The organism is Nocardia sp. BSTN01 (genome assembly GCF_015354405.1).
Classification (GTDB): domain Bacteria; phylum Actinomycetota; class Actinomycetes; order Mycobacteriales; family Mycobacteriaceae; genus Nocardia.
On record NZ_JADKYP010000017.1, the window covers coordinates 16,363 to 36,467 of the forward strand.

General features: G+C 69.0%; 22 protein-coding genes. 8 read left to right on the top strand and 14 right to left on the bottom strand.

Annotated features, from left to right (window positions below):
* Positions 1-79: 79 nt before the first annotated feature.
* Positions 80-598 (bottom strand): O-acetyl-ADP-ribose deacetylase, encoded by a 519-nt coding sequence (locus tag IRT45_RS16160; RefSeq protein ID WP_194806678.1) that lies wholly within the window; start codon positions 596-598, stop codon positions 80-82.
* Positions 599-735: 137 nt separating this feature from the next.
* Here IRT45_RS16160 and IRT45_RS16165 point away from each other — a divergent pair, with 137 nt between their 5' ends.
* Positions 736-2,220, top strand: coding sequence for an alpha/beta hydrolase (locus IRT45_RS16165; protein ID WP_375540109.1), 1,485 nt, complete (start codon positions 736-738; stop codon positions 2,218-2,220).
* A gap of 54 nt (positions 2,221-2,274) precedes the next feature.
* Here the strand turns inward: IRT45_RS16165 and IRT45_RS16170 are convergent, their stop codons facing one another.
* The 4 genes from IRT45_RS16170 to IRT45_RS16185 form a co-directional block, all read right to left on the bottom strand.
* Positions 2,275-3,027, bottom strand: coding sequence for a YebC/PmpR family DNA-binding transcriptional regulator (locus tag IRT45_RS16170; protein WP_036502880.1), 753 nt, complete (start codon positions 3,025-3,027; stop codon positions 2,275-2,277).
* Between the two features lie 122 nt (positions 3,028-3,149).
* A complete protein-coding gene (gene pdxT, locus IRT45_RS16175; RefSeq protein WP_194806679.1) occupies positions 3,150-3,812 on the bottom strand; it encodes a pyridoxal 5'-phosphate synthase glutaminase subunit PdxT in 663 nt (220 codons plus the stop codon).
* Between the two features lie 67 nt (positions 3,813-3,879).
* On the bottom strand, positions 3,880-4,698 hold the full coding sequence (locus IRT45_RS16180) for an acyl-CoA thioesterase II (RefSeq protein WP_194806680.1): 819 nt from the start codon (positions 4,696-4,698) through the stop codon (positions 3,880-3,882).
* Between the two features lie 83 nt (positions 4,699-4,781).
* Positions 4,782-6,215, bottom strand: coding sequence for an MFS transporter (locus IRT45_RS16185; protein WP_194806681.1), 1,434 nt, complete (start codon positions 6,213-6,215; stop codon positions 4,782-4,784).
* A 185-nt stretch (positions 6,216-6,400) separates the two neighbouring features.
* Here IRT45_RS16185 and IRT45_RS16190 point away from each other — a divergent pair, with 185 nt between their 5' ends.
* Positions 6,401-7,012: a hypothetical protein gene (locus IRT45_RS16190; RefSeq protein ID WP_194806682.1), complete on the top strand. Its 612-nt coding sequence runs from the start codon at positions 6,401-6,403 to the stop codon at positions 7,010-7,012.
* Positions 7,013-7,061: 49 nt separating this feature from the next.
* On the opposite strand, the gene IRT45_RS16195 is transcribed toward IRT45_RS16190, so the two are convergent.
* Together IRT45_RS16195 and IRT45_RS16200 are read right to left on the bottom strand one after the other, a co-directional pair.
* Entirely contained in the window at positions 7,062-8,051 is a 990-nt protein-coding gene (locus IRT45_RS16195) for a LysR family transcriptional regulator (protein WP_194806683.1), read from the bottom strand.
* A 288-nt stretch (positions 8,052-8,339) separates the two neighbouring features.
* Positions 8,340-9,329, bottom strand: a complete 990-nt coding sequence (locus IRT45_RS16200) for a YafY family protein (RefSeq protein WP_194806684.1) — start codon at positions 9,327-9,329, stop codon at positions 8,340-8,342.
* Between the two features lie 90 nt (positions 9,330-9,419).
* Here IRT45_RS16200 and IRT45_RS16205 point away from each other — a divergent pair, with 90 nt between their 5' ends.
* Positions 9,420-9,851, top strand: a complete 432-nt coding sequence (locus IRT45_RS16205; protein WP_194806685.1) for a VOC family protein — start codon at positions 9,420-9,422, stop codon at positions 9,849-9,851.
* A 146-nt stretch (positions 9,852-9,997) separates the two neighbouring features.
* Here the strand turns inward: IRT45_RS16205 and pdxS are convergent, their stop codons facing one another.
* Both pdxS and IRT45_RS16215 read right to left on the bottom strand, forming a co-directional pair.
* On the bottom strand, positions 9,998-10,900 hold the full coding sequence (gene pdxS / locus IRT45_RS16210; protein ID WP_062997834.1) for a pyridoxal 5'-phosphate synthase lyase subunit PdxS: 903 nt from the start codon (positions 10,898-10,900) through the stop codon (positions 9,998-10,000).
* A gap of 503 nt (positions 10,901-11,403) precedes the next feature.
* Positions 11,404-12,018: a TetR family transcriptional regulator gene (locus IRT45_RS16215; protein WP_309240998.1), complete on the bottom strand. Its 615-nt coding sequence runs from the start codon at positions 12,016-12,018 to the stop codon at positions 11,404-11,406.
* A gap of 139 nt (positions 12,019-12,157) precedes the next feature.
* Here IRT45_RS16215 and IRT45_RS16220 point away from each other — a divergent pair, with 139 nt between their 5' ends.
* The 5 genes from IRT45_RS16220 to IRT45_RS16240 all read left to right on the top strand — a co-directional run bounded on the left by IRT45_RS16220 (position 12,158) and on the right by IRT45_RS16240 (position 15,600).
* Complete coding sequence (locus IRT45_RS16220; protein ID WP_194806686.1) at positions 12,158-13,381, top strand: alkane 1-monooxygenase; 1,224 nt, start codon at positions 12,158-12,160, stop codon at positions 13,379-13,381.
* Positions 13,381-13,578: a rubredoxin gene (locus IRT45_RS16225; protein ID WP_194806687.1), complete on the top strand. Its 198-nt coding sequence runs from the start codon at positions 13,381-13,383 to the stop codon at positions 13,576-13,578. The genes IRT45_RS16220 and IRT45_RS16225 overlap by 1 nt, the downstream gene beginning before the upstream one ends.
* Position 13,579: 1 nt before the next feature.
* Positions 13,580-13,762, top strand: a complete 183-nt coding sequence (locus tag IRT45_RS16230; RefSeq protein WP_194806688.1) for a rubredoxin — start codon at positions 13,580-13,582, stop codon at positions 13,760-13,762.
* Complete coding sequence (locus IRT45_RS16235; protein ID WP_194806689.1) at positions 13,759-14,991, top strand: NAD(P)/FAD-dependent oxidoreductase; 1,233 nt, start codon at positions 13,759-13,761, stop codon at positions 14,989-14,991. Before IRT45_RS16230 ends, IRT45_RS16235 begins: the two co-directional genes overlap by 4 nt.
* A gap of 342 nt (positions 14,992-15,333) precedes the next feature.
* Positions 15,334-15,600, top strand: coding sequence for a hypothetical protein (locus IRT45_RS16240; RefSeq protein WP_194806690.1), 267 nt, complete (start codon positions 15,334-15,336; stop codon positions 15,598-15,600).
* Positions 15,601-15,624: 24 nt separating this feature from the next.
* Here the strand turns inward: IRT45_RS16240 and IRT45_RS16245 are convergent, their stop codons facing one another.
* From IRT45_RS16245 to IRT45_RS16265, 5 genes are read right to left on the bottom strand one after another with little or no spacing between them, the layout of a single operon-like run.
* Positions 15,625-16,668, bottom strand: a complete 1,044-nt coding sequence (locus IRT45_RS16245; RefSeq protein ID WP_194806780.1) for an NUDIX domain-containing protein — start codon at positions 16,666-16,668, stop codon at positions 15,625-15,627.
* Positions 16,668-17,792 carry a glycosyltransferase family 4 protein gene (locus IRT45_RS16250; RefSeq protein WP_194806691.1) on the bottom strand — a complete coding sequence of 375 codons (1,125 nt, stop codon included), beginning with the start codon at positions 17,790-17,792 and terminating at the stop codon, positions 16,668-16,670. Before IRT45_RS16250 ends, IRT45_RS16245 begins: the two co-directional genes overlap by 1 nt.
* Complete coding sequence (locus IRT45_RS16255; protein ID WP_194806781.1) at positions 17,789-18,772, bottom strand: phosphatidylinositol mannoside acyltransferase; 984 nt, start codon at positions 18,770-18,772, stop codon at positions 17,789-17,791. The genes IRT45_RS16250 and IRT45_RS16255 overlap by 4 nt, the downstream gene beginning before the upstream one ends.
* 22 nt (positions 18,773-18,794) lie before the next feature.
* Positions 18,795-19,466 (bottom strand): phosphatidylinositol phosphate synthase, encoded by a 672-nt coding sequence (gene pgsA, locus IRT45_RS16260; RefSeq protein WP_194806692.1) that lies wholly within the window; start codon positions 19,464-19,466, stop codon positions 18,795-18,797.
* A gap of 2 nt (positions 19,467-19,468) precedes the next feature.
* Positions 19,469-20,098, bottom strand: a complete 630-nt coding sequence (locus tag IRT45_RS16265; RefSeq protein ID WP_194806782.1) for an HIT domain-containing protein — start codon at positions 20,096-20,098, stop codon at positions 19,469-19,471.
* Positions 20,099-20,105 lie beyond the last annotated feature (7 nt).

Genomic DNA, 20,105 nt, shown 5'->3' on the forward strand with positions numbered 1-20,105 from the left:
CCGAGAGCCCCCGCACCGGCGGCCACCGACACGGAGCCCGAGCACGGCGAGCCCGCGGACCGCGGGGTGGCGAACCCGCCTATTCCGGTGCGGCCAGCGCGGATTCGAAGATCCGATGCGCGGTCGCGTCGAACAGGACGAAACGGACCTCGGTGGCACCGGTGCGGGCAGCCCGGACGGTCTCGAGGGCGATCCGGGCGCCGTCGTCGAGGGGCCAGCCGTAGACACCGGTGGAAATCGCCGGGAAGGCGATCGTGCGCGCGCCCAATTCCTCTGCGACACGCAAGGATTCGCGATAGCAGGAGGCCAGCAGACCGGAGCGGTCGTGCTTCGCCGCCCAGACCGGGCCGACGGTGTGGATCACCCAGCGGGCGGGCAGGTTGCCGGCCGTCGTCGCCACGGCCGCGCCGGTGGGCAGCCCGTCCGGATAGGTCGTCGCCCGCAACTGCTTGCAGGCGGCCAGGATGTCGGGTCCGCCCCTGCGATGGATCGCACCGTCGACACCGCCGCCACCCAGCAACCGGGAGTTGGCGGCATTGACCACGGCGTCCACGTCCTGTTCGGTGATATCCCCGCGCACCAGCACGATCTCGGCCATATGGCCCATTGTGCCCGCGCCGGGCTCACACGGCGCCGGACTACGCCACTCCCGGCCGTACCGGACTCCGAGCGAGTTCACAGGGTTTCTCGAGGAACGCCACCGACAATTACGCCGTGTTCCCAGCGCCCATGGATGTGCCGACGCCCGCGCCGACCGCCCCCGCCGCGCCCGCACCGGCCGCCGCCACCGCGGTGGCGCCACCCCCGCCACCGCAACTGCCCTCGGCGAAACTGAACCCCTACAACGGTTTTCATCACGGCGTCTCGCTGCTGCACGGCTGGCTGCCACTGACCATCGAGATCGTCGCCGCCGTCCTGCTGGTGATCGCGATCGCGCGCTGGGGCCGGCGGTGGTGGCTGATCCGGGTCCCGATCTGCGTCGCCCTCGGTGTGGTGGCCGCCTTCGCCGCCCGCACCGTGATGAACAACGAAGGCCTGGCCTCCGATCCCGCTCCGATGCGGCTGTGGATCTGCGTGGGCGCGGCCGTCGCCGCGATCGCCCTGGTGGTCGTCGGCTGGCCGGGTGCGCGCTGGTGGCACCGCACCGCCGCGATCGTCGCGGTGCCCTTCGCGATCGCCAGCTCGGCGGTGGTACTCAACCAGTGGGTGGGCTACTACCCCAGCGTGCAGTCGGCGTGGAGTGCGCTGACCGCCGGACCACTGCCCCACCAGACCGATCAGGACGAACTGGCCGCGATGCGCGACACCCATCCCGCCCACGGCGTGGTGGTGCCGATCGACACCGGCGACGCCGCCAGCGGATTCAAGCACCGCACCGAATACGTCTACCTGCCGCCGGCCTGGTTCGCCGGGCCCACCCCGCCCGCCCTGCCGGCCGTGATGATGATCGGCGGCGAATTCAACACCCCCGCCGACTGGTTGCGCAGCGGCCAGATCATGCCCGCCATCGACGCGTTCACCGCCGCGAACAACGGCAGCGCCCCGGTCCTCGTCTTCGTCGACTCCTCGGGCAGCTTCAACAACGACACCGAATGCGTCGACGGCCCGCGCGGCGCCGCCGCCGACCACCTCACGAAAGACGTCGTGCCGTATGTGAATTCGCATTTCCGTGTCTCCGCCGATCCGGCGAAGTGGGCGGTGATCGGCTGGTCGATGGGCGGCACCTGCGCCACCGATCTGACCGTGATGCATCCGGAGCTGTTCCACACCTTCGTCGATATCGCCGGCGATCTCGGCCCGACCTCCGGCACCAGGGAGCAGACGATCGCGCGGCTCTACGGCGGCGACGGGGCCGCCTACGACCGCTTCGACCCCCTGACCGTGATGGCGAAGCACGGCCCCTACACCGATGTCGCCGGGTTGTTCGACGATCTGACGCCGCCGCATCGCCAGGACCACACCGGTAAGAACCCCGGTGGCGGCCACGTCCACATGCCGCAGGTCGACGAGAGCCGCATCGGCGTCGGCGGCCAGGACGGCGTCATGGACAGCGGCGAGGTGGGCGCCGCCGAGAAACTGTGCGGTCAGGGCCGCGCGGTCGGCATCGAGTGCACCATCCACACCACTGCGGGCGGGCACACCTGGCAGTTCGCGGCGGCCGCGTTCACCTCGTCGCTGCCCTGGGTGTCGGCGCGGCTCGGGCTGCCCGTGCACACCTGATACACGTCGCGGGCCGCCGCCGGAGTATCCGGCAGCGGCCCGCGGCGGTACGGATCAGTCGTCGAGTTCGGCGAGGACCTCGTCGGAGACGTCGACGTTGGTGTATACGTTCTGCACGTCGTCGCTGTCCTCGAGCGCGTCGACGAGTTTGAACACCTTGCGGGCGCCGTCGGCGTCGACCGCGACCGACACCGAGGGCTGGAAGCCGGATTCGGCGGAGTCGTAATCGATTCCGGCTTCCTGCAGCGCGGTGCGCACGGCGATCAGGTCGCTGGGATCGCTGATGATCTCGAACGAATCACCGAGGTCGTTGACCTCCTCGGCGCCGGCGTCGAGCACCGCGGTCAGCACGTCGTCCTCGCTGAGCCCGTTCTTCTCCAGCGTGACCACGCCCTTGCGGTGGAACAGGTAGGCGACCGAACCGGGATCGGCCATATTGCCGCCGTTGCGGGTCATGGCCACGCGCACCTCACCGGCGGCGCGATTGCGGTTGTCGGTGAGGCATTCGATCAGCACCGCAACACCATTGGGCCCGTAGCCCTCGTACATGATGGTCTGCCAGTCGGCGCCGCCGGCCTCTTCACCACCGCCGCGCTTGCGGGCGCGCTCGATGTTGTCGTTGGGAACCGACGACTTCTTCGCCTTCTGGATGGCGTCGTAGAGAGTCGGGTTTCCGCCAGGATCACCACCGCCGGTGCGCGCCGCGACCTCGATGTTCTTGATGAGTTTCGCGAACATCTTGCCGCGCTTGGCATCGATCACGGCCTTCTTGTGCTTGGTGGTGGCCCATTTGGAGTGGCCGCTCATTCCCTACTTCCTTCAGGTCGATGTGCTCGAGGCCCGGGCAGATTCGCGATCTGCGTTCCGGCGATCGCTGTGCAGTCTACTGCCCGGTTCGCCACCGCCCGGCCGGGGTGCACGGCGAACGATCAGGTACCGGCGCCCACCGCGGCCCGGACCGAGTCGACGAACAGGCGGTGCACGCGCAGATCTCCGGTCACCTCGGGATGGAAGGAGGTCGCGATGACCGAGCCCTGCCGGACCGCGACGATCCGGCCCGCCGCCTCCTGCGGGTCACCCACCGACGGTCCCTCGGCGACCACGGTGCCCGGCCGTGGCCGGTGCGGGACGCGGGCCAGCACCTCGACACCGGCGCCCACGCGTTCCACCCAGGGCGCCCGGATGAACACCGCGCGGATCGGATCGTCGAGGCCGGTGAAGTCGAGATCGGTCTCGAACGAATCCACCTGACGTCCGAAGGCGTTGCGCCGCACCGTCATATCGATGCCCGACAGCGACTGGGCGTCGGGGCGGGTGTCGAGCACCTCCGAGGCCAGCAGGATCATTCCGGCACAGGAGCCGAACGCCGGCATGCCCGCGCGCAGCCGTGCCCGCAGCGGTTCCAGCAACCCGAACACCTCGAGCAGTTTGCTGATCGCGGTGGATTCGCCACCCGGCAGCACGAGCGCGTCGACGGACTCCAGTTCCGATTCCCGTCGCACACTCACCGGTTCGGCATCGCACGCGGCCAGCGCGTGGAAGTGCTCACGCACGTCACCCTGCAGTGCCAGCACGCCAATGGTCGGTTTCACGGCACGAGCATACGAGTCGCGCGGTGCGGTCGTGGCCTGCGGCCGTGGCGGTTGTGGCGCCGCTCACCTACGGGCGCAGTGTGCGGATGAGCCCTTCCTGCACGACCTGCGCGACGAATTGTCCGCGCTGGTTGAAGATCCGCCCGCTGGTGAGCGCGCGGCCGTACCCCGCGGACGGGGAATTCTGGTCGTAGAGCAGCCATTCGTCGGCGCGGAAGGGACGCAGGAACCACATCGCGTGGTCCAGCGACGCGTCCTGGGTCGGCTCGTCGCGGTGGGTGACCTTCGACGAACCGAGCAGGGTCATATCGCTCATGTAGGCGAGGGTGCAGACGTGGAACAGCGGATCGTCGGGCAGCGGGTGGCGGTAGCGGAACCAGACCTGCTGCTGGGAGGCCAGGCCGTTGCGACGGACGACCGCGTCCTGCGGCACCAGCCGGATGTCCCAGTGCTCCCATTCCCGCATCAGCCACAGCCGTTCCGGACTCATCGACGCGCGCTCGTCCGAAATATCTTGCGGCAGTGGGACTTCCGGCATCATGTCCTGATGTTCGGGGCCCTCGTCGCCGACGTGGAAGGAGGCCGACATGGTGAAGATCGCCTCGCCGTCCTGCACGCCGGTGACCCGGCGGGTGCAGAACGAGCGGCCCTCGCGGATGCGTTCCACCAGGTACACGGTCTGCTCGGCGGGATTGCCGGGGCGCAGGAAGTACCCGTGCAGCGAATGCACCTCGAAGCGCGGTTCGACGGTGCGCACCGCCGAGACCAGCGCCTGCCCGGCAACCTGGCCGCCGAATGTGCGCGCCAGCTGGGACTTGGTGATCGCGCCGCGGAAGATGTCCCGCTCGAGCCGCTCGATCTCCAGCGCCTCTTCGATCGTCGCCATGTACCGTCCTTCCGCCACGTGCCCCGCTCAGGCTAAGCGATGGCGAACCCGCTCCGGCGAGCGACTCTCCGCCGTGACGGCGCTCACGACGCCGGTTCGCCCTGCGATCCGATCAGTTCCCGCGCCTCTTCCTCGGACCGCGCGGCCGGCGCCGACCCCCACATATGCCTGCCGTTGGGCTCCTGCAGGAAATACACCGAGACTCCGCCCACCAGCCCGGCGATGATCAGGTAGTACGCCGGCCAGTTCAGGTCGCCGGTCGCGCCGACGAGCGCGCCGACCACCACCGACGTGGTGCCGGCGAACAGCGAGACCGCCACGTTGAACGACACCGACAGCCCCGCGCCGCGCACCTTCGTCGGGAACAGCGACGGCAGGGTGGAGGGCATGGTCGCGCTGAAGCAGATGAGGGTCAGGCCCATCATGAGCAGGCCCAGGAAGACGGCGAACGCGTTGTCGGTGCGTACCAGCAGGATCATCGGAAACGCCAGCACCACCAGGGCGATGACGCCGGTCCAGATGATCGGTTTGCGGCCGACCCGGTCCGAGATCAGGCCGATCACCGGGATGGTCAGCAGCGCGATGGCCATCACCGCGATCTGCAGCCACTGCGATGCCGAGGAGGACACACCGCCGCCGGTGCTGTCGGGCACGGTCGAGGTGACGTAGGTCGGCATATAGGAGGTCAGCATGTAGTTGGTGACGTTCCACACGACGACCAGACCCATGCAGACCAGCACGTACGGCCACAGCCGGGCCAGGATCTTGGCCTCGTCGCCGGTCTTGTTCGCCTTCTCCCGGTCCTCGGATTCCTTCTCCAGGGCGGCGAAGGCGGGGGTGTCGGCCAGTCGCATCCGCAGATAGACGCCGACCGCGCCGAGCGGCAGGGCGACGAAGAACGGCAGCCGCCAGCCCCACGACAGTAGCTGGTCGTCGGTGAGGGTGGCGTCGGCGAGCGTGACGACCAAGGCGCCCAGCAGATATCCGGTGAAAGTGCCGAATTCCAGCCAGCTGCCGAGGAATCCGCGCCGCCGGTCGGGTGCGTACTCGGCGATGAAGGTCATGGCGTTGCCGTATTCGCCGCCGGTCGAGAAACCCTGCAGCAACCGCGCGCACAGCAACAACATCGGCGCCCAGATCCCGATCGTGTTCTGATCCGGAATACAGCCGATGGCGAACGTGCCGGCCGCCATGAGGATCATCGTGGTGGCGAGCACCTTGTTGCGGCCGATGCGGTCGGCCAGCGGGCCGAAGAACATGCCGCCGAAGGGGCGCACGAGGAACGCCACCGCGAAGAGGCCGAATGTGGCGATGGTGCCCGCGGTGTCCCCGAGATGGGAAAAGAACACGTCCTTGATGGTCGGCTCGAAATACGCGTAGACGCCGAAGTCGTACCACTCGGTGATGTTGCCGATACTCGCCGCGCCGATCGCCCGGCGGATGATCGGCGGATCGGTGACGACGATGTCGTCGAGCGACCACCGCTTCGGACGTTCACGCGGGACCAGCACCGCCACGGACTCCGACCTCCTCGACTTCGCGCCAACCGTCGATCACCGGTGCGGCCGGGGCTCCGCCGAGCGTGATCGATCGCCTCGCAAGTGCCACCGTGTCCGGAATCGACCCGCTCAGGCTATGCGATGGCAAACGCGGCAGTCGGGTGACTCTCCGCGATCCGCGCCGTGGCGGGCATGATAGGCGGATGCCCGCATACGAACCGATCGCCGCGGACGGGCTGGTCGAGCGGGTCGTCGCGGCCGCTCTCGCGCTGCCGGGGCCGGTCGTGGTGGCCGTCGCCGGGGCCGACGGCGCCGAACCACGGGCACCGGCCGATCGGATCGTCGAGCGGATCCGCACGAGCGGGCGGCCGGCCGCGCGGGTGTGGTTGCACGACTTCGTTCGCCCGGCATCGTTGCGGCTGGAGTTCGGGCGCGACGAGATGACCTATCGCACAGCCTGGTTCGACTACGCCGCCCTCGATCGCGAAGTACTGGAGGCGGTGCGCCGGCGCGGGCGGTGGCTGCCCGCGCTGTGGGACGAGGCCGAGGACCGATCCGCCCGGGCGCGCATGCAGTCGGCCGAACCGGGTCTCGTCCTGGTGGTGGCGGGTCCGATGTTGCTCGGCCGGGACTTGGATTTCGATGTCACCGTGCGGCTGCAGATGTCGGAGGCGGCACTGCTGCGGCGGACCGATCCCGCGGACCGGTGGACCGTGCCCGCTCTGCTGCGCCACGACCGCGAGCACGACGACGTGCCCACCTTCGATGTTCGCTGGGACCATCCGGACCGCCCGGCATTACGGATCGGCGCCTGATCCGCATCCCGCAATCGGATGTGAAGGGGCGCAACCGCGTTCGCGGCGTTCAGCCCGTGAAACGTTCGCGGTCGGCGACGGGGAGCCAGCACCCGGCGGCGATGTCGCGGTCGTAGGTCGTGCGGAAATGCTCGATCAGATGCGGCAATCCCGGATGGGTGTTGGCCGTCGACCACAGCAACGCGTGCGGATAGGCCGGTGTCGGGTCGACGATCGGCACCCGCCGGATGTGCGGATGCCACGGATTGCGGAAGTGGTCGCTGCTGACGGTGGCCAGGGTCTCGGAGGCCGCGATGCGGGCGAGCATGGCTTCGATGCCGTCGGGCCCGGGGCACCGGGTACGGTCGCGGGGCGTGGTATCGACTGTGACACCGCAGAATTCGCTCAGTTCGCGATAGAAGTCGGCCCATTCCGACGCCACCCCCGCGCCCGGGATCCACACCGTATACGTGCCCAGTTCGGCGAGCGGTACCGCCGACCGCCCGGCCAGCGGATGATCTCGGCCGACGAGCAGATGCGCCGGATCCACGTACGCGGGCACAGCCGCGATATCGGCCGGCAACGGGCGGGGGCCACCCGAGGGCCGGGCGAACGCCGCGTCGGCGCGGCCGTGCACCACCATGTCCCGCGAGGTCACGAAGACGTTCGAGATCACGATCTCGGTATCGGCGCCGGGATTGCGGTCGAGGTAGAACCGCATCTGCTCGGTCGCGCCCTGCCGCTCGCCCTGCACCGCGACGCGCAGCGGGCGCGGCATCGCACCGACCGCCGCCACCGCGGTCTCGGCCACCGCCAGCAGTGCGCGCGCATGCGGCAACAGCCGTGCACCGGCGGCGGTCGGCACGATTCCGGCGGGTACGCGGTCGAACAGCGCCACGCCGAGCTGCGTCTCGAGTTTCGCGATCCGCTTCGACACCGCCTGCTGGCTGATGCCGAGAACCACGGCGGCGAGACTGAACTGCCGTTCCTCGGCCGCGGCCACGAAGGCACGCACGGCTGCCAGGTCGAGGTCCGTTCTCGCACCTGCACTGACAACCATTCGTTGTGCACCCTTCCACCGTCTTCGCATCGAGCCCCATCGCTTCAGGGGCCGACAACTTCCGGAAAACTGTACCCGACAAGCCATTTCGGTGACCGCCCGCATCACCCTGGCCGCCCCACGCTGGGCTGCGCCGGCACTGGGAACTCACACCGTGCGGATGTTCAGCCGGGTACCGATCACCGCGGTGCTCGACATGGCGCGGCGAACGAAGCCAGGGCTGCGGCATCCGGGACGAGCCGGTGACAGCTCGGGCACCGGCTCCGCCTCGACGCCCGGGCCGGTTGCTCAGTCGCCGGCCGGCACGACGCCGCGACGGCCCGATTCCGCGAGGCGAGCGGCGAGCCCGAGAATCAGTTCACGCAACTCCCCCGGATGCCGCACCTCGAAAGGGCGATCGAGCGCGGCGAGTACCGGCGGCAGCCAGTCGAGTCGCTCCGCCCGGATACCGACGTCCCGCCAGCGCTCGGCGGCCGAGTCCGCCGCATCGAGAGTCGCCACCGTCGCGGGCAGGTGGGCGCGGATCTGCTCGACGGTACCGAAGACGCGCAGCCGCACGTCGTATCGATACTCGGCGGCGGCGAATCCGGACACCACCCGCCGCACCGGATCGATATCGCCGGGCGGGTCGAACGACCCGGGCAGCGTTCGGGCAGTGGTGATGCGATCCAGGCGGAAGGTGCGGTCCCCGCCGTGCGCGGGATCCGCACCGGTGACGTACCACCGGCCGGAATGCGCGACGATCCCGTAGGCGTGCAGCGTGCGTTCGCTCGCGCGGCCGTGGCGATCGGTATAGCGGAGGGTGAGCGGCCGGTAATGGCGTATCGCGTCGGCGATCGTCAGCAGCACCGCGGCATCCGCGGACGCGAATTCGGTCGGCGCATCGGTGAATGCGAGCGATTCCAGCAGCACGTCGAGCCGTCGGCGCAGAGGCGGGGGAAGAACCCTCCGGATCTTCGCGGCGGCGGTCTCACTCGCCGTCGCATCCGTTGCGGCCCAGCCGATTCGGCGACCGGCCAGGAGGCCGAGCAGTACCGCCAACGCCTCGTCGTCATCGAACATCAGCGGTGGCAGGCGGTACCCGGGCGCGAGCCGATAGCCGCCGTAACGACCACGCACCGATTCCACCGGAATATCGAGATCGATCAGGTGGTCCACGTATCGGCGCACGGTTCGGCCCTCGACACCGAGCCGGTCGGCGAGCTCGGCCACGGTCCGGGTGCCGCCGGACTGCAGCAATGCGAGCAGGGTCAGCACGCGTCCGGTCGGTCGAGCCATGATCTCGACCCTAGTGCGAATACTGGACCGATTCTGTCCTCTATTGCTCCTACGCTGCGGAAAACACCCTCGAACGGCAAGGAGCAGCCCATGAATTTCGTCTCGATCCGCATCATCACCGCCGACCTCGCGCGTCTGGTCGAGTTCTACGAGCGCGCCACCGGAGTGCGCGCTCGGTGGGCGACCGAGGATTTCGCCGAACTCGAGACCGGCGTCGCCACCCTCGCGCTCGCGAGTACCCGGACCGTCGCCCTGTTCGCACCGGACTCCGCCCGTCCGTCGGACAACCACAGCGTGATCACCGAATTCCTCGTCGACGACGTGGACCGCGTGCATCGCGAACTGTCCGGCGTCGGCACCGAGGTGGTCGCCGAGCCGGCCACGATGCCCTGGGGCAACCGCTCGCTGCTGGTCCGCGACCCCGACGGCAACCTGGTCAACTTCTTCACACCGGTGACGCCGGCGGCGATCGCGAAGTTCGCGGCACGGGATCGGATCGGGGCGATCGCGCAGGACGGATGAGGCGCCGACGGCACACGCCCGGGCTACGCGCGCTCACAGTGAACGTCTCCGGGTTGCGACGCGATCACTCCCGCATACGGCGAAGCCGGGCCGCCCTCGAAGGACGACCCGGCGAAAGCCGTTGTCTCGGAAGCGCTCCGAACGGATTACCAGCCGCGCTCGGCGAGGCGGTGCGGCTCCGGAATCTCCTCGACATTGATGCCGACCATGGCCTCACCCAGGCCGCGCGACACCTTCGCGAGCACATCGGGGTCGTCGTAGAAGGTGGTGGCCTTCACGATGGCGGCGGCACGCTCGGCCGGGTTGCCGGATTTGAAGATGCCGGAGCCGACGAAGACACCCTCGGCGCCCAGCTGCATCATCATCGCGGCGTCGGCGGGGGTGGCGATACCGCCGGCGGTGAACAGCACCACCGGCAGCTTGCCGGTCTCGGCGATCTCACGGACCAGCTCGTAGGGCGCCTGCAGTTCCTTGGCGGCCACGAACAGCTCGTCCTCGGGCAGCGACTGCAGGTGCCGGATCTCGCCGCGGATCTTGCGCATGTGGGTGGTCGCGTTGGACACGTCGCCGGTGCCGGCCTCACCCTTGGAGCGGATCATGGCCGCGCCCTCGGTGATGCGGCGCAGCGCCTCGCCCAGGTTGGTGGCGCCGCAGACGAACGGCACGGTGAACTGCCACTTGTCGATGTGGTTGGCGTAGTCGGCGGGGGTCAGCACCTCCGACTCGTCGATGTAGTCGACGCCGAGGCTCTGCAGGATCTGCGCCTCGACGAAGTGACCGATGCGCGCCTTGGCCATCACCGGGATCGAGACCGCGTTGACGATGCCGTCGATCAGGTCCGGGTCGCTCATGCGCGCGACGCCGCCCTGGGCGCGGATATCGGCGGGAACCCGCTCGAGCGCCATCACCGCGACGGCGCCGGCATCCTCGGCGATCTTGGCCTGATCAGCGGTGACGACGTCCATGATCACCCCGCCCTTGAGCATCTCGGCCATGCCGCGCTTCACGCGGGCGGTGCCGGTCGTCGAGGTGGTGTCGGGCGTTGTCACGGGCAAACTCCTGATTATCGGGGATTCGTTCGAGGAGGCATCGCTGCGATGCGAACCTCCACGATTCTAGGCGCCCCGATCAGGCCACTAGATAGCCAGTCCGAGAGCACTGGACTGGTCCGCCGCCCGCGGCCGGGATCGCACACCGGGCCGGACGGCCGCTACGGCGTCGCTACGGGCGCGCCGAATGCGGGTACCCGTGGCGCCGGACGGTGCGAAACCGCGGGCCGGCGCCACCTGTTCGTCAGATCGGGTCGACGACGAACAGCTGCGCCCAGTACGTCGCGGCCTGCTCGCCGATATACGGCAGCAGGAAGTCGTACAGCAGATAGGACATATGCATTCGGTACCTCACCTCCACACACCGGTTCGCCGGATTCGATGTGCGGCAAACCGGTTTCGACCCTAACCGATGGTGACCTGTCACACATCGGCAACGGCCGGGTATCGGCGAGATCAGCGGATTTCCGACGAAATGCGTTGACCGCCAACGCGTCCCGTCGTCACACCTCGGACAGCACCGGCTCGAACAACCCGACGGCGACGACCCGGATCTGCTCCAGCGCCCGTTCGACCGGTCCGGTCGGCTGAAACAGATGACTGAGGGCAAGGCGCACAACGGTTTCGGCGATCGGCGCGAGCTCCTCCTCGCCCACCGATGCCAGATCGTATTGCGCGCGCACGGCCGCGGTGACCGCCGCGATCGCCCGGCCGAGCACCGGTTCCGGTTCGGTCATCAGCGCCGGCAGCAGCGCGGTATCGGGCGCCGAGCGGCCCGACAGCACCGCCTTCAGCAGCATATTGTCCGCGCCGCTGCGCAGGGTGAACTCCACCGCCGCGATCAGGCCGGCGATCACATCGTCCGGATGGGCCGCCAGCTGCTCGGCGATCCCGATCAGGAAGACGTCCACTTCGTTCGCGATCACCACATCGGCGAGGTCCTGTTTGGTGCCGATCTCCTTGTACAGCACCGGCCGGCTGACGCCGACCTCCTTGGCCACCCGCGACATGTTCACCGCGCCCCAGCCCTCGGTACAGACCAGGCCGCGAGCGGTCTCGATGACGCGCTCGCGCAGAAGTCGGCGCATATCGGACTGGAAGTTCGGCGCGGTAGCCACGCCCCTGATCGTACACGGTTCGCGATACTGCTCGACTATTGACAATCACAACCCATCTGTATTCAATGGGAACACTTCTTCGGAAAGTGTAAATACGTCGAGGTGGGCGGACTGCCGCTCCGTTCGTGAGGAGAATTTCGTGACCACATCCCGAATCGCCGACCCTGCCCGGCTCGCGCCGCCGCAGTGGCGCGACCGCAAGCGCCATCTCTGGCTGTTCGGCCTCGTCCCGCCGACCGCGGTCCTGCTCGCCACCGGCCTGGTGTGGCTGTTCAACGAGCTGGGCTGGCACCACGCGGCGCCCGTGTGGTGGTGGATCGGGCCGCTGCTGGTGTACGTCCTGCTGCCGATCCTCGACCGATTCTTCGGGCCCGACGGGCAGAATCCGCCCGACGAGGTGATGGAACAGCTCGAGAACGACCGCTACTACCGCTGGTGCGTGTACGCCTACATCCCGTTCCAGCTGCTCAGCCTGGTGTTCGCCTGCTATCTGTGGAGCGCGGCCGATCTGTCCTGGCTGGGCGTCGACGGCGGGCTGAGCCTGGTGTCCGAGATCGGCCTGGCTCTGACCGTCGGGACCATGGGTGGTGTCGGCATCAACACCGCGCACGAACTCGGCCACAAGAAGGAGGAACTGGAGCGCTGGCTGTCGAAGATCACGCTGGCGCAGACGTTCTACGGCCACTTCTACATCGAGCACAATCGCGGCCACCACGTGCGGGTGGCGACACCGGAGGACCCCGCCAGTTCCCGGTTCGGTGAATCGTTCTGGACCTTCCTGCCGCGCAGCGTATGGGGCAGCCTGCGCTCGTCGTGGTCCCTCGAGCAGACCCGGCTGCGGCGAATGGGCAAGCAGCCGTGGACGATTCACAACGACGTGCTCAACGCCTGGCTGATGTCGGTGGTGCTGTGGGGCGCGCTGGCCGCGATCTTCGGTCCCGGGGTGCTGCCGTTCCTGGTGCTGCAGGCGGTCTACGGATTCTCGCTGCTGGAGACGGTCAACTATCTCGAGCACTACGGCCTGCTACGGCAGCGCACGGCCGCCGGGCGTTACGAACGCTGCACGCCGCAGCACAGCTGGAACTCCGACCACATCGTCACCAACATCTTCCTCTACCACCTGCAGCGCCACAGCGACCATCACGCCAACCCCACCCGGCGCTATCAGACCCTGCGCAGTATGGACGGCGCGCCCAACCTGCCCAGCGGCTACGCCAGCATGATCACCGTCGCCTACTTCCCGCCGCTGTGGCGCCGCGTGATGGACAAGCGGGTGCTCGCCCACTACGGCGGTGACATCACGCGCGTCAACCTCCAGCCCGGCAAGCGCGATCGGATCCTCGCGAAGTACGGGGTCGCCTGATGTCGCGATTCCGTTGCCCCATTTGCGATTACGTGTACGACGAAACCGACGGCGCCCCGCGCGAGGGCTTTCCGCCCGGCACCGCGTGGTCCGCGATTCCCGACGACTGGTGCTGTCCCGACTGCGGCGTGCGGGAGAAGCAGGATTTCCACGCCGATCTCGCAACCCACGACCCGACCCCGACGAAAGGCCCCTGATATGACCGACTACAAGCTGTTCCGCTGCCTGCAATGCGGATTCGAATACGACGAGGCGCTCGGCTGGCCCGAGGACGGCATCGCGGCGGGCACCCGCTGGGACGACATTCCCGACGACTGGTCCTGCCCCGACTGCGGGGCGGCCAAGGCGGATTTCGAGATGGTCGAGGTCAGTCGCGCATGACCGGACGCATCGTCGTCGTGGGTGCGGGGGTCGCGGGCGCCACCGCCGCCCGCACCCTGCGCAGCGAGGGCTACACCGGTGAGATCGTGCTGCTCGGCGCCGAGGACCGGCTGCCCTACCGCCGCCCGATGGTCTCCAAGGAATTGCTCGCCGGCACCGCGAACGAACGCCGGCTCCTGCTCGAGTCGGCGGAATCGTGGCGCGGACTCGGCATCGAGGTGCGCCCGGGGACCCCGGTCGAAGGCGTCGACGTCGACCGCGACCGCATACATCTGGGCACCGGCGAGACCCTCGGCTACGACGCACTGGTGCTCGCCACCGGTGCGCGCGCACGAGAACTGCCCGGCCCCGAATCGGGCGCGTACACGCTGCGCACCGCCGCGGATGTCGACGCGTTGCGCGCGGCCGTGGTGACCGGTGGATCGCTGCTCGTGGTGGGCGGCGGTCTGGTCGGATGCGAAGCCGCCGCGACGGCGCGTGGACTCGGGGCGGCGGTGACGATCGTGCACGCGGGTGACGCTCCGCTGGAGCGGGTGGCCCCGGCGGTGATCGGCGAGCACTGCCGGAATCTGCACGGCGGCAACGGCGTCGACATCCACGACACGGTGGTGCTGGACCGGATCGACGGTGGCGACGGTGACATCCGAGCGACCGCCGTCGACGGACGCCAGTGGACCGCCGCGGCGGTACTCGTCGCGATCGGCGCGGAAGCGGAGACCGAGGTGGCCCGGCAGGCCGGACTCGCCGTCGGGGACGGGATTCTCGTCGACGAGTCCTACACCACCTCGGCGCCGAACATCTTCGCCGCCGGCGATGCCGCCGCCGTCTACGATCCGGAATTCGGGGTCCACCGGCGCACCGAACAATGGAACAGTGCGCAATCGCACGGTGTGGCCGTGGCGAAAGCCGTTCTCGGGCAATCCCTCCCCGCCCAGGAGGTCACCTGGGGCTGGACCACGCAGTACGGCGTCACCATCCAATTCGCCGGGCGACCGCACGCCGAGGACGAGGTCGTGGTCCGCACCACCGACACCCCCGGCCAGTTCATCGCGCTCTCCCTGCGAGCGAGCCGACTGGTCGCCGCCGCGGCCGTGGGCCGGCCCGCCGACCTGCGCACCGCGCGCAACCTCATCGCCGCGCGAACGACCCACGCTCCCGAAACCTGGTGCGACACAACCATTCCCCTGCAGGAGCTGGCGACCGCCACGGAACTCTCCGGCCACCACTGACCGAGTGGCCGGTTCGCGAACCGTGTGTTCGCGCCGCGTGAACACCTGTCTCCGTGCGTTCCGCAGCCTGGTCATCCACCGAACGCCGCAGCACGTCCTCGTCGCCGACCGATGCCCGCCCGGTCGGTTACAGCGTCTCGGGCCACGTCACAGCGTCTCCGGCCACGTCACAGCCTCTCCGGCCACGATGGAGATCTTCGACGAGAGGCGGGATTCGAGACACAGCCTTACCGGCGCTGGGACGTCCTCGTGGTCGCCCACCTCGAAAGAGGCTGATACCTTGCCTCTTCCGCACAGTGGGGCCGGTCGTGAGCCGGCCGGAGGGATGAAGGAGACCGCCGGATGAACGCGGCCGCTCACTGGCTCACCGGTCGAGGCACGCGCCGGATCTGGCTCACGGTCCTGATCGTGGCCGTGGTGGCGGCAGTCGCGGCGGTCGTCTGGATCGCCGGAGCAGGCGCCGGAGGGACCCGTCACTGGTGGCCGGTTCCGGATTTCGCCGCGGCTCGACTCCGCTCCGATCCGAGATTGCGCTCGACGGTGGAAGCGATGGGCGGCCGGATGGTTGCCGTGCTCGCGGACGCATTCACCGGATACGCCGCGGCGTGAGCCGACCCGACTGATCGCCGCGGCTCAGCGGATCGACCGGACCTCCGGCTCGAGATCGGAACCGGCGGCGGTGAGCGCCTCGGCCAACAGGTTGTCCAGGTGGTAGGGGTACACCGTTTCGCCGATCCGGTCGAGTTCGGCGATATCCGGCGGCAGGCACCAGCGGTAGGCGGTCACGCAGCGGCGTTCCCAGACGGTCGGGTCGGCGGGTTTCGGATCGAACCAGCGCACCCGGGCCACGAAGAACAGTTCCTCGGAGCGGATCAGCTCTCCGTTGAAGGGGAAGACCGCGACCCGCCGCCAGATCGGGCCGCGCAGCAGCGTGGAGTCCAGCGCCAGTCCCGTTTCCTCCCACACCTCGCGCACCGCCGCGGTCCGCAGCGTCTCCCCCGGTTCGATGCCGCCGCCGACGGTGAACCAGAACGGAGAATCGGGAGTCTGCGGGTCGTGGCCACGCATCAACAGCACGCGGTCCTCGTCGTCGAGCAGCACCACCCGGGCCGAGGTGCGGACGGTGTCGACCTCGAGGCCGGTGGTCGCGGCCGGTGTGACGCGTTCCGCGATCTCGAAATAGGTGGGCAGCGGCGCGGTACCGCCGAGGTGCAGCAACCGCACCGGGCGGCGGGTACGCAGCGCCAGGGTGTCGCGCACGGCGTCGTTGTGGAAGCGGCGCGCGATCAGCACCCGCGCCTCGGCATCGGCGAGTTCGGCCACCAGTTGCGGCCGCAGCGAGGTGATGTCGACGGCGGACAACGCGGCCGCCAGCTGGTTCTCCGCCGTCTCCCGATCGCTCCAGTCGGCGCGTTCGGCGCGGTCGGCCAGGGCGATCAGCCGCTTGGACTGCTCCGCGGCCGCGGACTCCGACATCGGCCCGGCCATCGAGATCGCGACCGTGCGGGCCACCACCGCGCGCCGCGCCAAGGCCGCCTCCAGCGCGTCGCGGGCCTGGTCACCGCGCACGTGCAACCGGTCGAGCCGGTTGGCGGTGGAGTAGGCCCACACTCCGATGGCGATGATCACCGCCGCGATCAGCGCGAGGACCAGAATGGTCGTCGCGGAGAAGGTGATCATCCAGCGGTCCTCACCCGGGCGTCGCCGACGGTGACCGTCTCGTACACCCGCAGAATCTGTTCGGCCACGACCGGCCAATCGTATTCGCCGACAACCTGATCCGCGGTGCGCACGAGTTCCTCGCGGCGGGTGCGGTCGGTGAGCAATCCGTCGATCGCCTCGGCCAGCGCCGCGGAATCACCCACCGGCACCAGCACGCCCGCGGTCCCGTCGCGCAGCACCCGGCGGAAGGCGTCCAGTTCGCCGGCCACCACGGCGGTTCCGGCGGCCATCGCCTCCACGAGCACGATGCCGAAACTCTCCCCGCCCAGATTCGGCGCGCAATACACATCGGCACTGCGCATCGCCGACGCCTTCTCCGCATCCGAGACCTGACCGAGGAAACGCAGATGTCCGGCGTGTTCGCCCGCTTCCCGGCGCAGCCGCTCCTCGTCCCCGCGGCCGACGATCAGAATCTCCACGTCCGGATGCCGGGCCACCAGTTTCGGCAGTGCGCCCAGCAGCACAGCCATCCCCTTGCGGGGCTCGTCGTAGCGGCCGAGGAACAGCACCGTCCCGCCCGCTCGCGGATACCCTTGCAGCAGTGGGGCGTTCGCGAACGCCGGCACGTCGACCCCGTTGGGGATCTCGACCGCGTCGCTGCCCAGCGCCTCCACCTGCCAGCGCCGCGCCAGCTCGGAGACCGCGATCCGTCCGCTGATCTTCTCGTGATACGGCCGCAGCACGCCCTGAAAGGTAGCCAGCACCAGCGACCTCGTGGTGGAGGTGTGGAAGGTGGCCACGATGGGTCCCTCGGCCACCTTCAGCGCGAGCATCGAGATACTGGGGGCATTGGGTTCGTGGACGTGCAGGACCTCGAAGTCGCTGTCGGCGATCCAGCGCCGCAGCCGGGTGTAGGCGGTCGGCCCGAACGACAGCCGCGCCACCGAACCGTTGTACGGAATCGCCACCGCCTTTCCGGCCGAGACGACGAATTCCGGCAGTTCGGTGTCGTCGGAGGCCGGTGCCAGCACGCTCACCTTGTGGCCACGCTCGATCAGTACCTGCGCCAGCTCCACGACATGTGACTGCACACCGCCCGGCACGTCGAACGAGTACGGGCAGACCATGCCGATTCTCATGACACCGCGTCTCCGGCGGGCCGCTCATCGCCGCGCACGGCCTGCGCTGCCGCGATCCGCTCCAGGCGCTGGGCGGACAGATCCGGCTCCCACAGCGGCTGCAACATATGCCAGTCGGTGGGATGTTCGGCGATATTGGCGGCGAACCGATTCGCCAGCTGCTGGGTGGCGGCCGCGACACCGACCGAAACATCCAGCGGCGCTTCCGTTTTCAGTCCCCACCCCTCGCGGCCCTGCTCATCCACCGTGAACCAGGCGTGCACCGGCATCAGCGCGGCGCCGGTCTCGATGGCGAGTTTCGCCGCACCCGCGGGCATCCAGGTGCGTTCGCCGAAGAACTCCACCGGCACACCCTTGCCGGTGAGGTCGCGCTCGCCCATCAGGCAGACCACCTTGTTGTCGCGCAACCGCTGCGCGAGCTGCCGGAACGGCGGCTGCTCTCCGCCGGTCAGCGGGAACACCTCGAACCCCAGGCTCTCCCGGTAGGCCACGAAGCGCTCGAACAGCGATTCCGGTTGCAGCCGTTCAGCCACCGTGGTGAGGCTGCCGTAGTGCTGCACCAGCCACATGCCGGCCATATCCCAGTTCCCCGAATGCGGCAGCACGAAGACCACGCCGCGCCCCTGTGCCAGAGCCTCGTCGAGATGTTCCACCCCGTCCGGCACCGGCATCAGCGGCGAATCCGCCAGTGCCGCGTGGTCGAGGGTCGGCAGCCGGAACGCCTCGCGCCAATACCGGGCGTACGAGCGCATCGAGGCGTGGATCAACTCGTCGGGTACCTCGAGCGGGTCGACGGCGAGTACCCGGGCGAGGTTGCGGCGCAACTGATTCGGTCCCGCCCCGCGGTGGGCGGCACGGTTCGCGCGCCGGGCCGCCCAGTCGCCGCCGAAGTCGAACCCGCGGCGCGCGATGCGTTCGGGCAGTCCCCGTACCAGTCGCCACCCGGCCGCGTAGGCCCTGTCGGTCAGCGCGGCCCTCATCTGTGTCACGCCCCTACCACCTTCATTTCGCCGTATCGGATTCGGTCTTGGTGACCGGCGCGATCACGTCGCGGGCACCGGCCGAATTCCGTACCGCCAGGACTCGCTGGAAGACGGTGACGATGCTCAGCACCGCCAGGATGTACATCGCCACATACACCGCGTAGGTGAGCCACTCGACGCCGAAATAGCCGCCGATGCCGGTGAAGCCGGCGCCGACCAGCACGATCACCAGGCGATCGGGACGTTCGATGATTCCGCCGTCGGCCGACAGCCCGCTCGCCTCCGCCCGCGCCTTGGCATAGGAGATCACCTGCGAGGTCACCAGGACCACCAGCGTCGCCACGAACAGGTGCTTGCTGTGCTCGTGATACACCGACCACCAGGCGAGCGCACCGAAGATGGCGCCGTCGGCCACGCGATCACAGGTGGCGTCGAGGACCGCACCGTATTTCGTGCCGCCGCCGCGGGCGCGGGCCATCGCCCCGTCGAGCATGTCGAACATGACGAAGAGCCAGATCACCATCGTTCCCCAGAACAGGTGATCGGTCGGGAACAGCGTCACCGCGGCCACGATGGAGGCGGTGGTGCCGATCAGCGTCATCGCGTCGGGCGTGAGCCCGGTGCTCACCAGCGCCCGTCCCAGCGGCGCGGTCGCCTTGGCGAACGTCTCCCGACCGAAGAAGCTCAGCACCGCTACTCGACTTCCTTCGTCTCGTGCCACGCCCCGGCCAGCAGGGCCCGCGTCTCCCGCAGCAACTGCGGCATCACCTTCACCCCACCGACGACGGTGATGAAATTGGCGTCCCCGCCCCAGCGGGGAACGATGTGCTGGTGCAGGTGGTCGGCCAGCGATCCCCCTGCCACACCGCCGAGATTCAGTCCGACGTTGAAGCCCTCGGGCCGCGACACCTTCTTCATCACCCGGATCGCCCGCTGGGTGAACGCCATCAGTTCGGCGCTCTCCTCCGGGGTGAGATCCTCGAGGTCGGCCACCCGCCGGTAGGGCACCACCATCATGTGGCCGGGGTTGTACGGATACAGGTTGAGCACCGCGAACACCCATTCGCCGCGCGCGATGACCAGTCCGTCCTCGTCCGACATCTTCGGGATCTCGGTGAACGGGTGCTTCAGCCCGGCCGAGGTCTTCTCCTCGGCGCCGGCGGGCGCGTCGGCGTCGGCCGGCCCGTTCCGGCTGTCGGCGACCGCACCGGTGATGTAGGACATCCGGTACGGCGTCCACAATCGCTGCAACCGGTCCGGGTCCCCCGCTCCCGTGTCGACGATCCGACCCGGATCCTGTTGCGTCACAGCCTCTTCCACCATGCCCTCA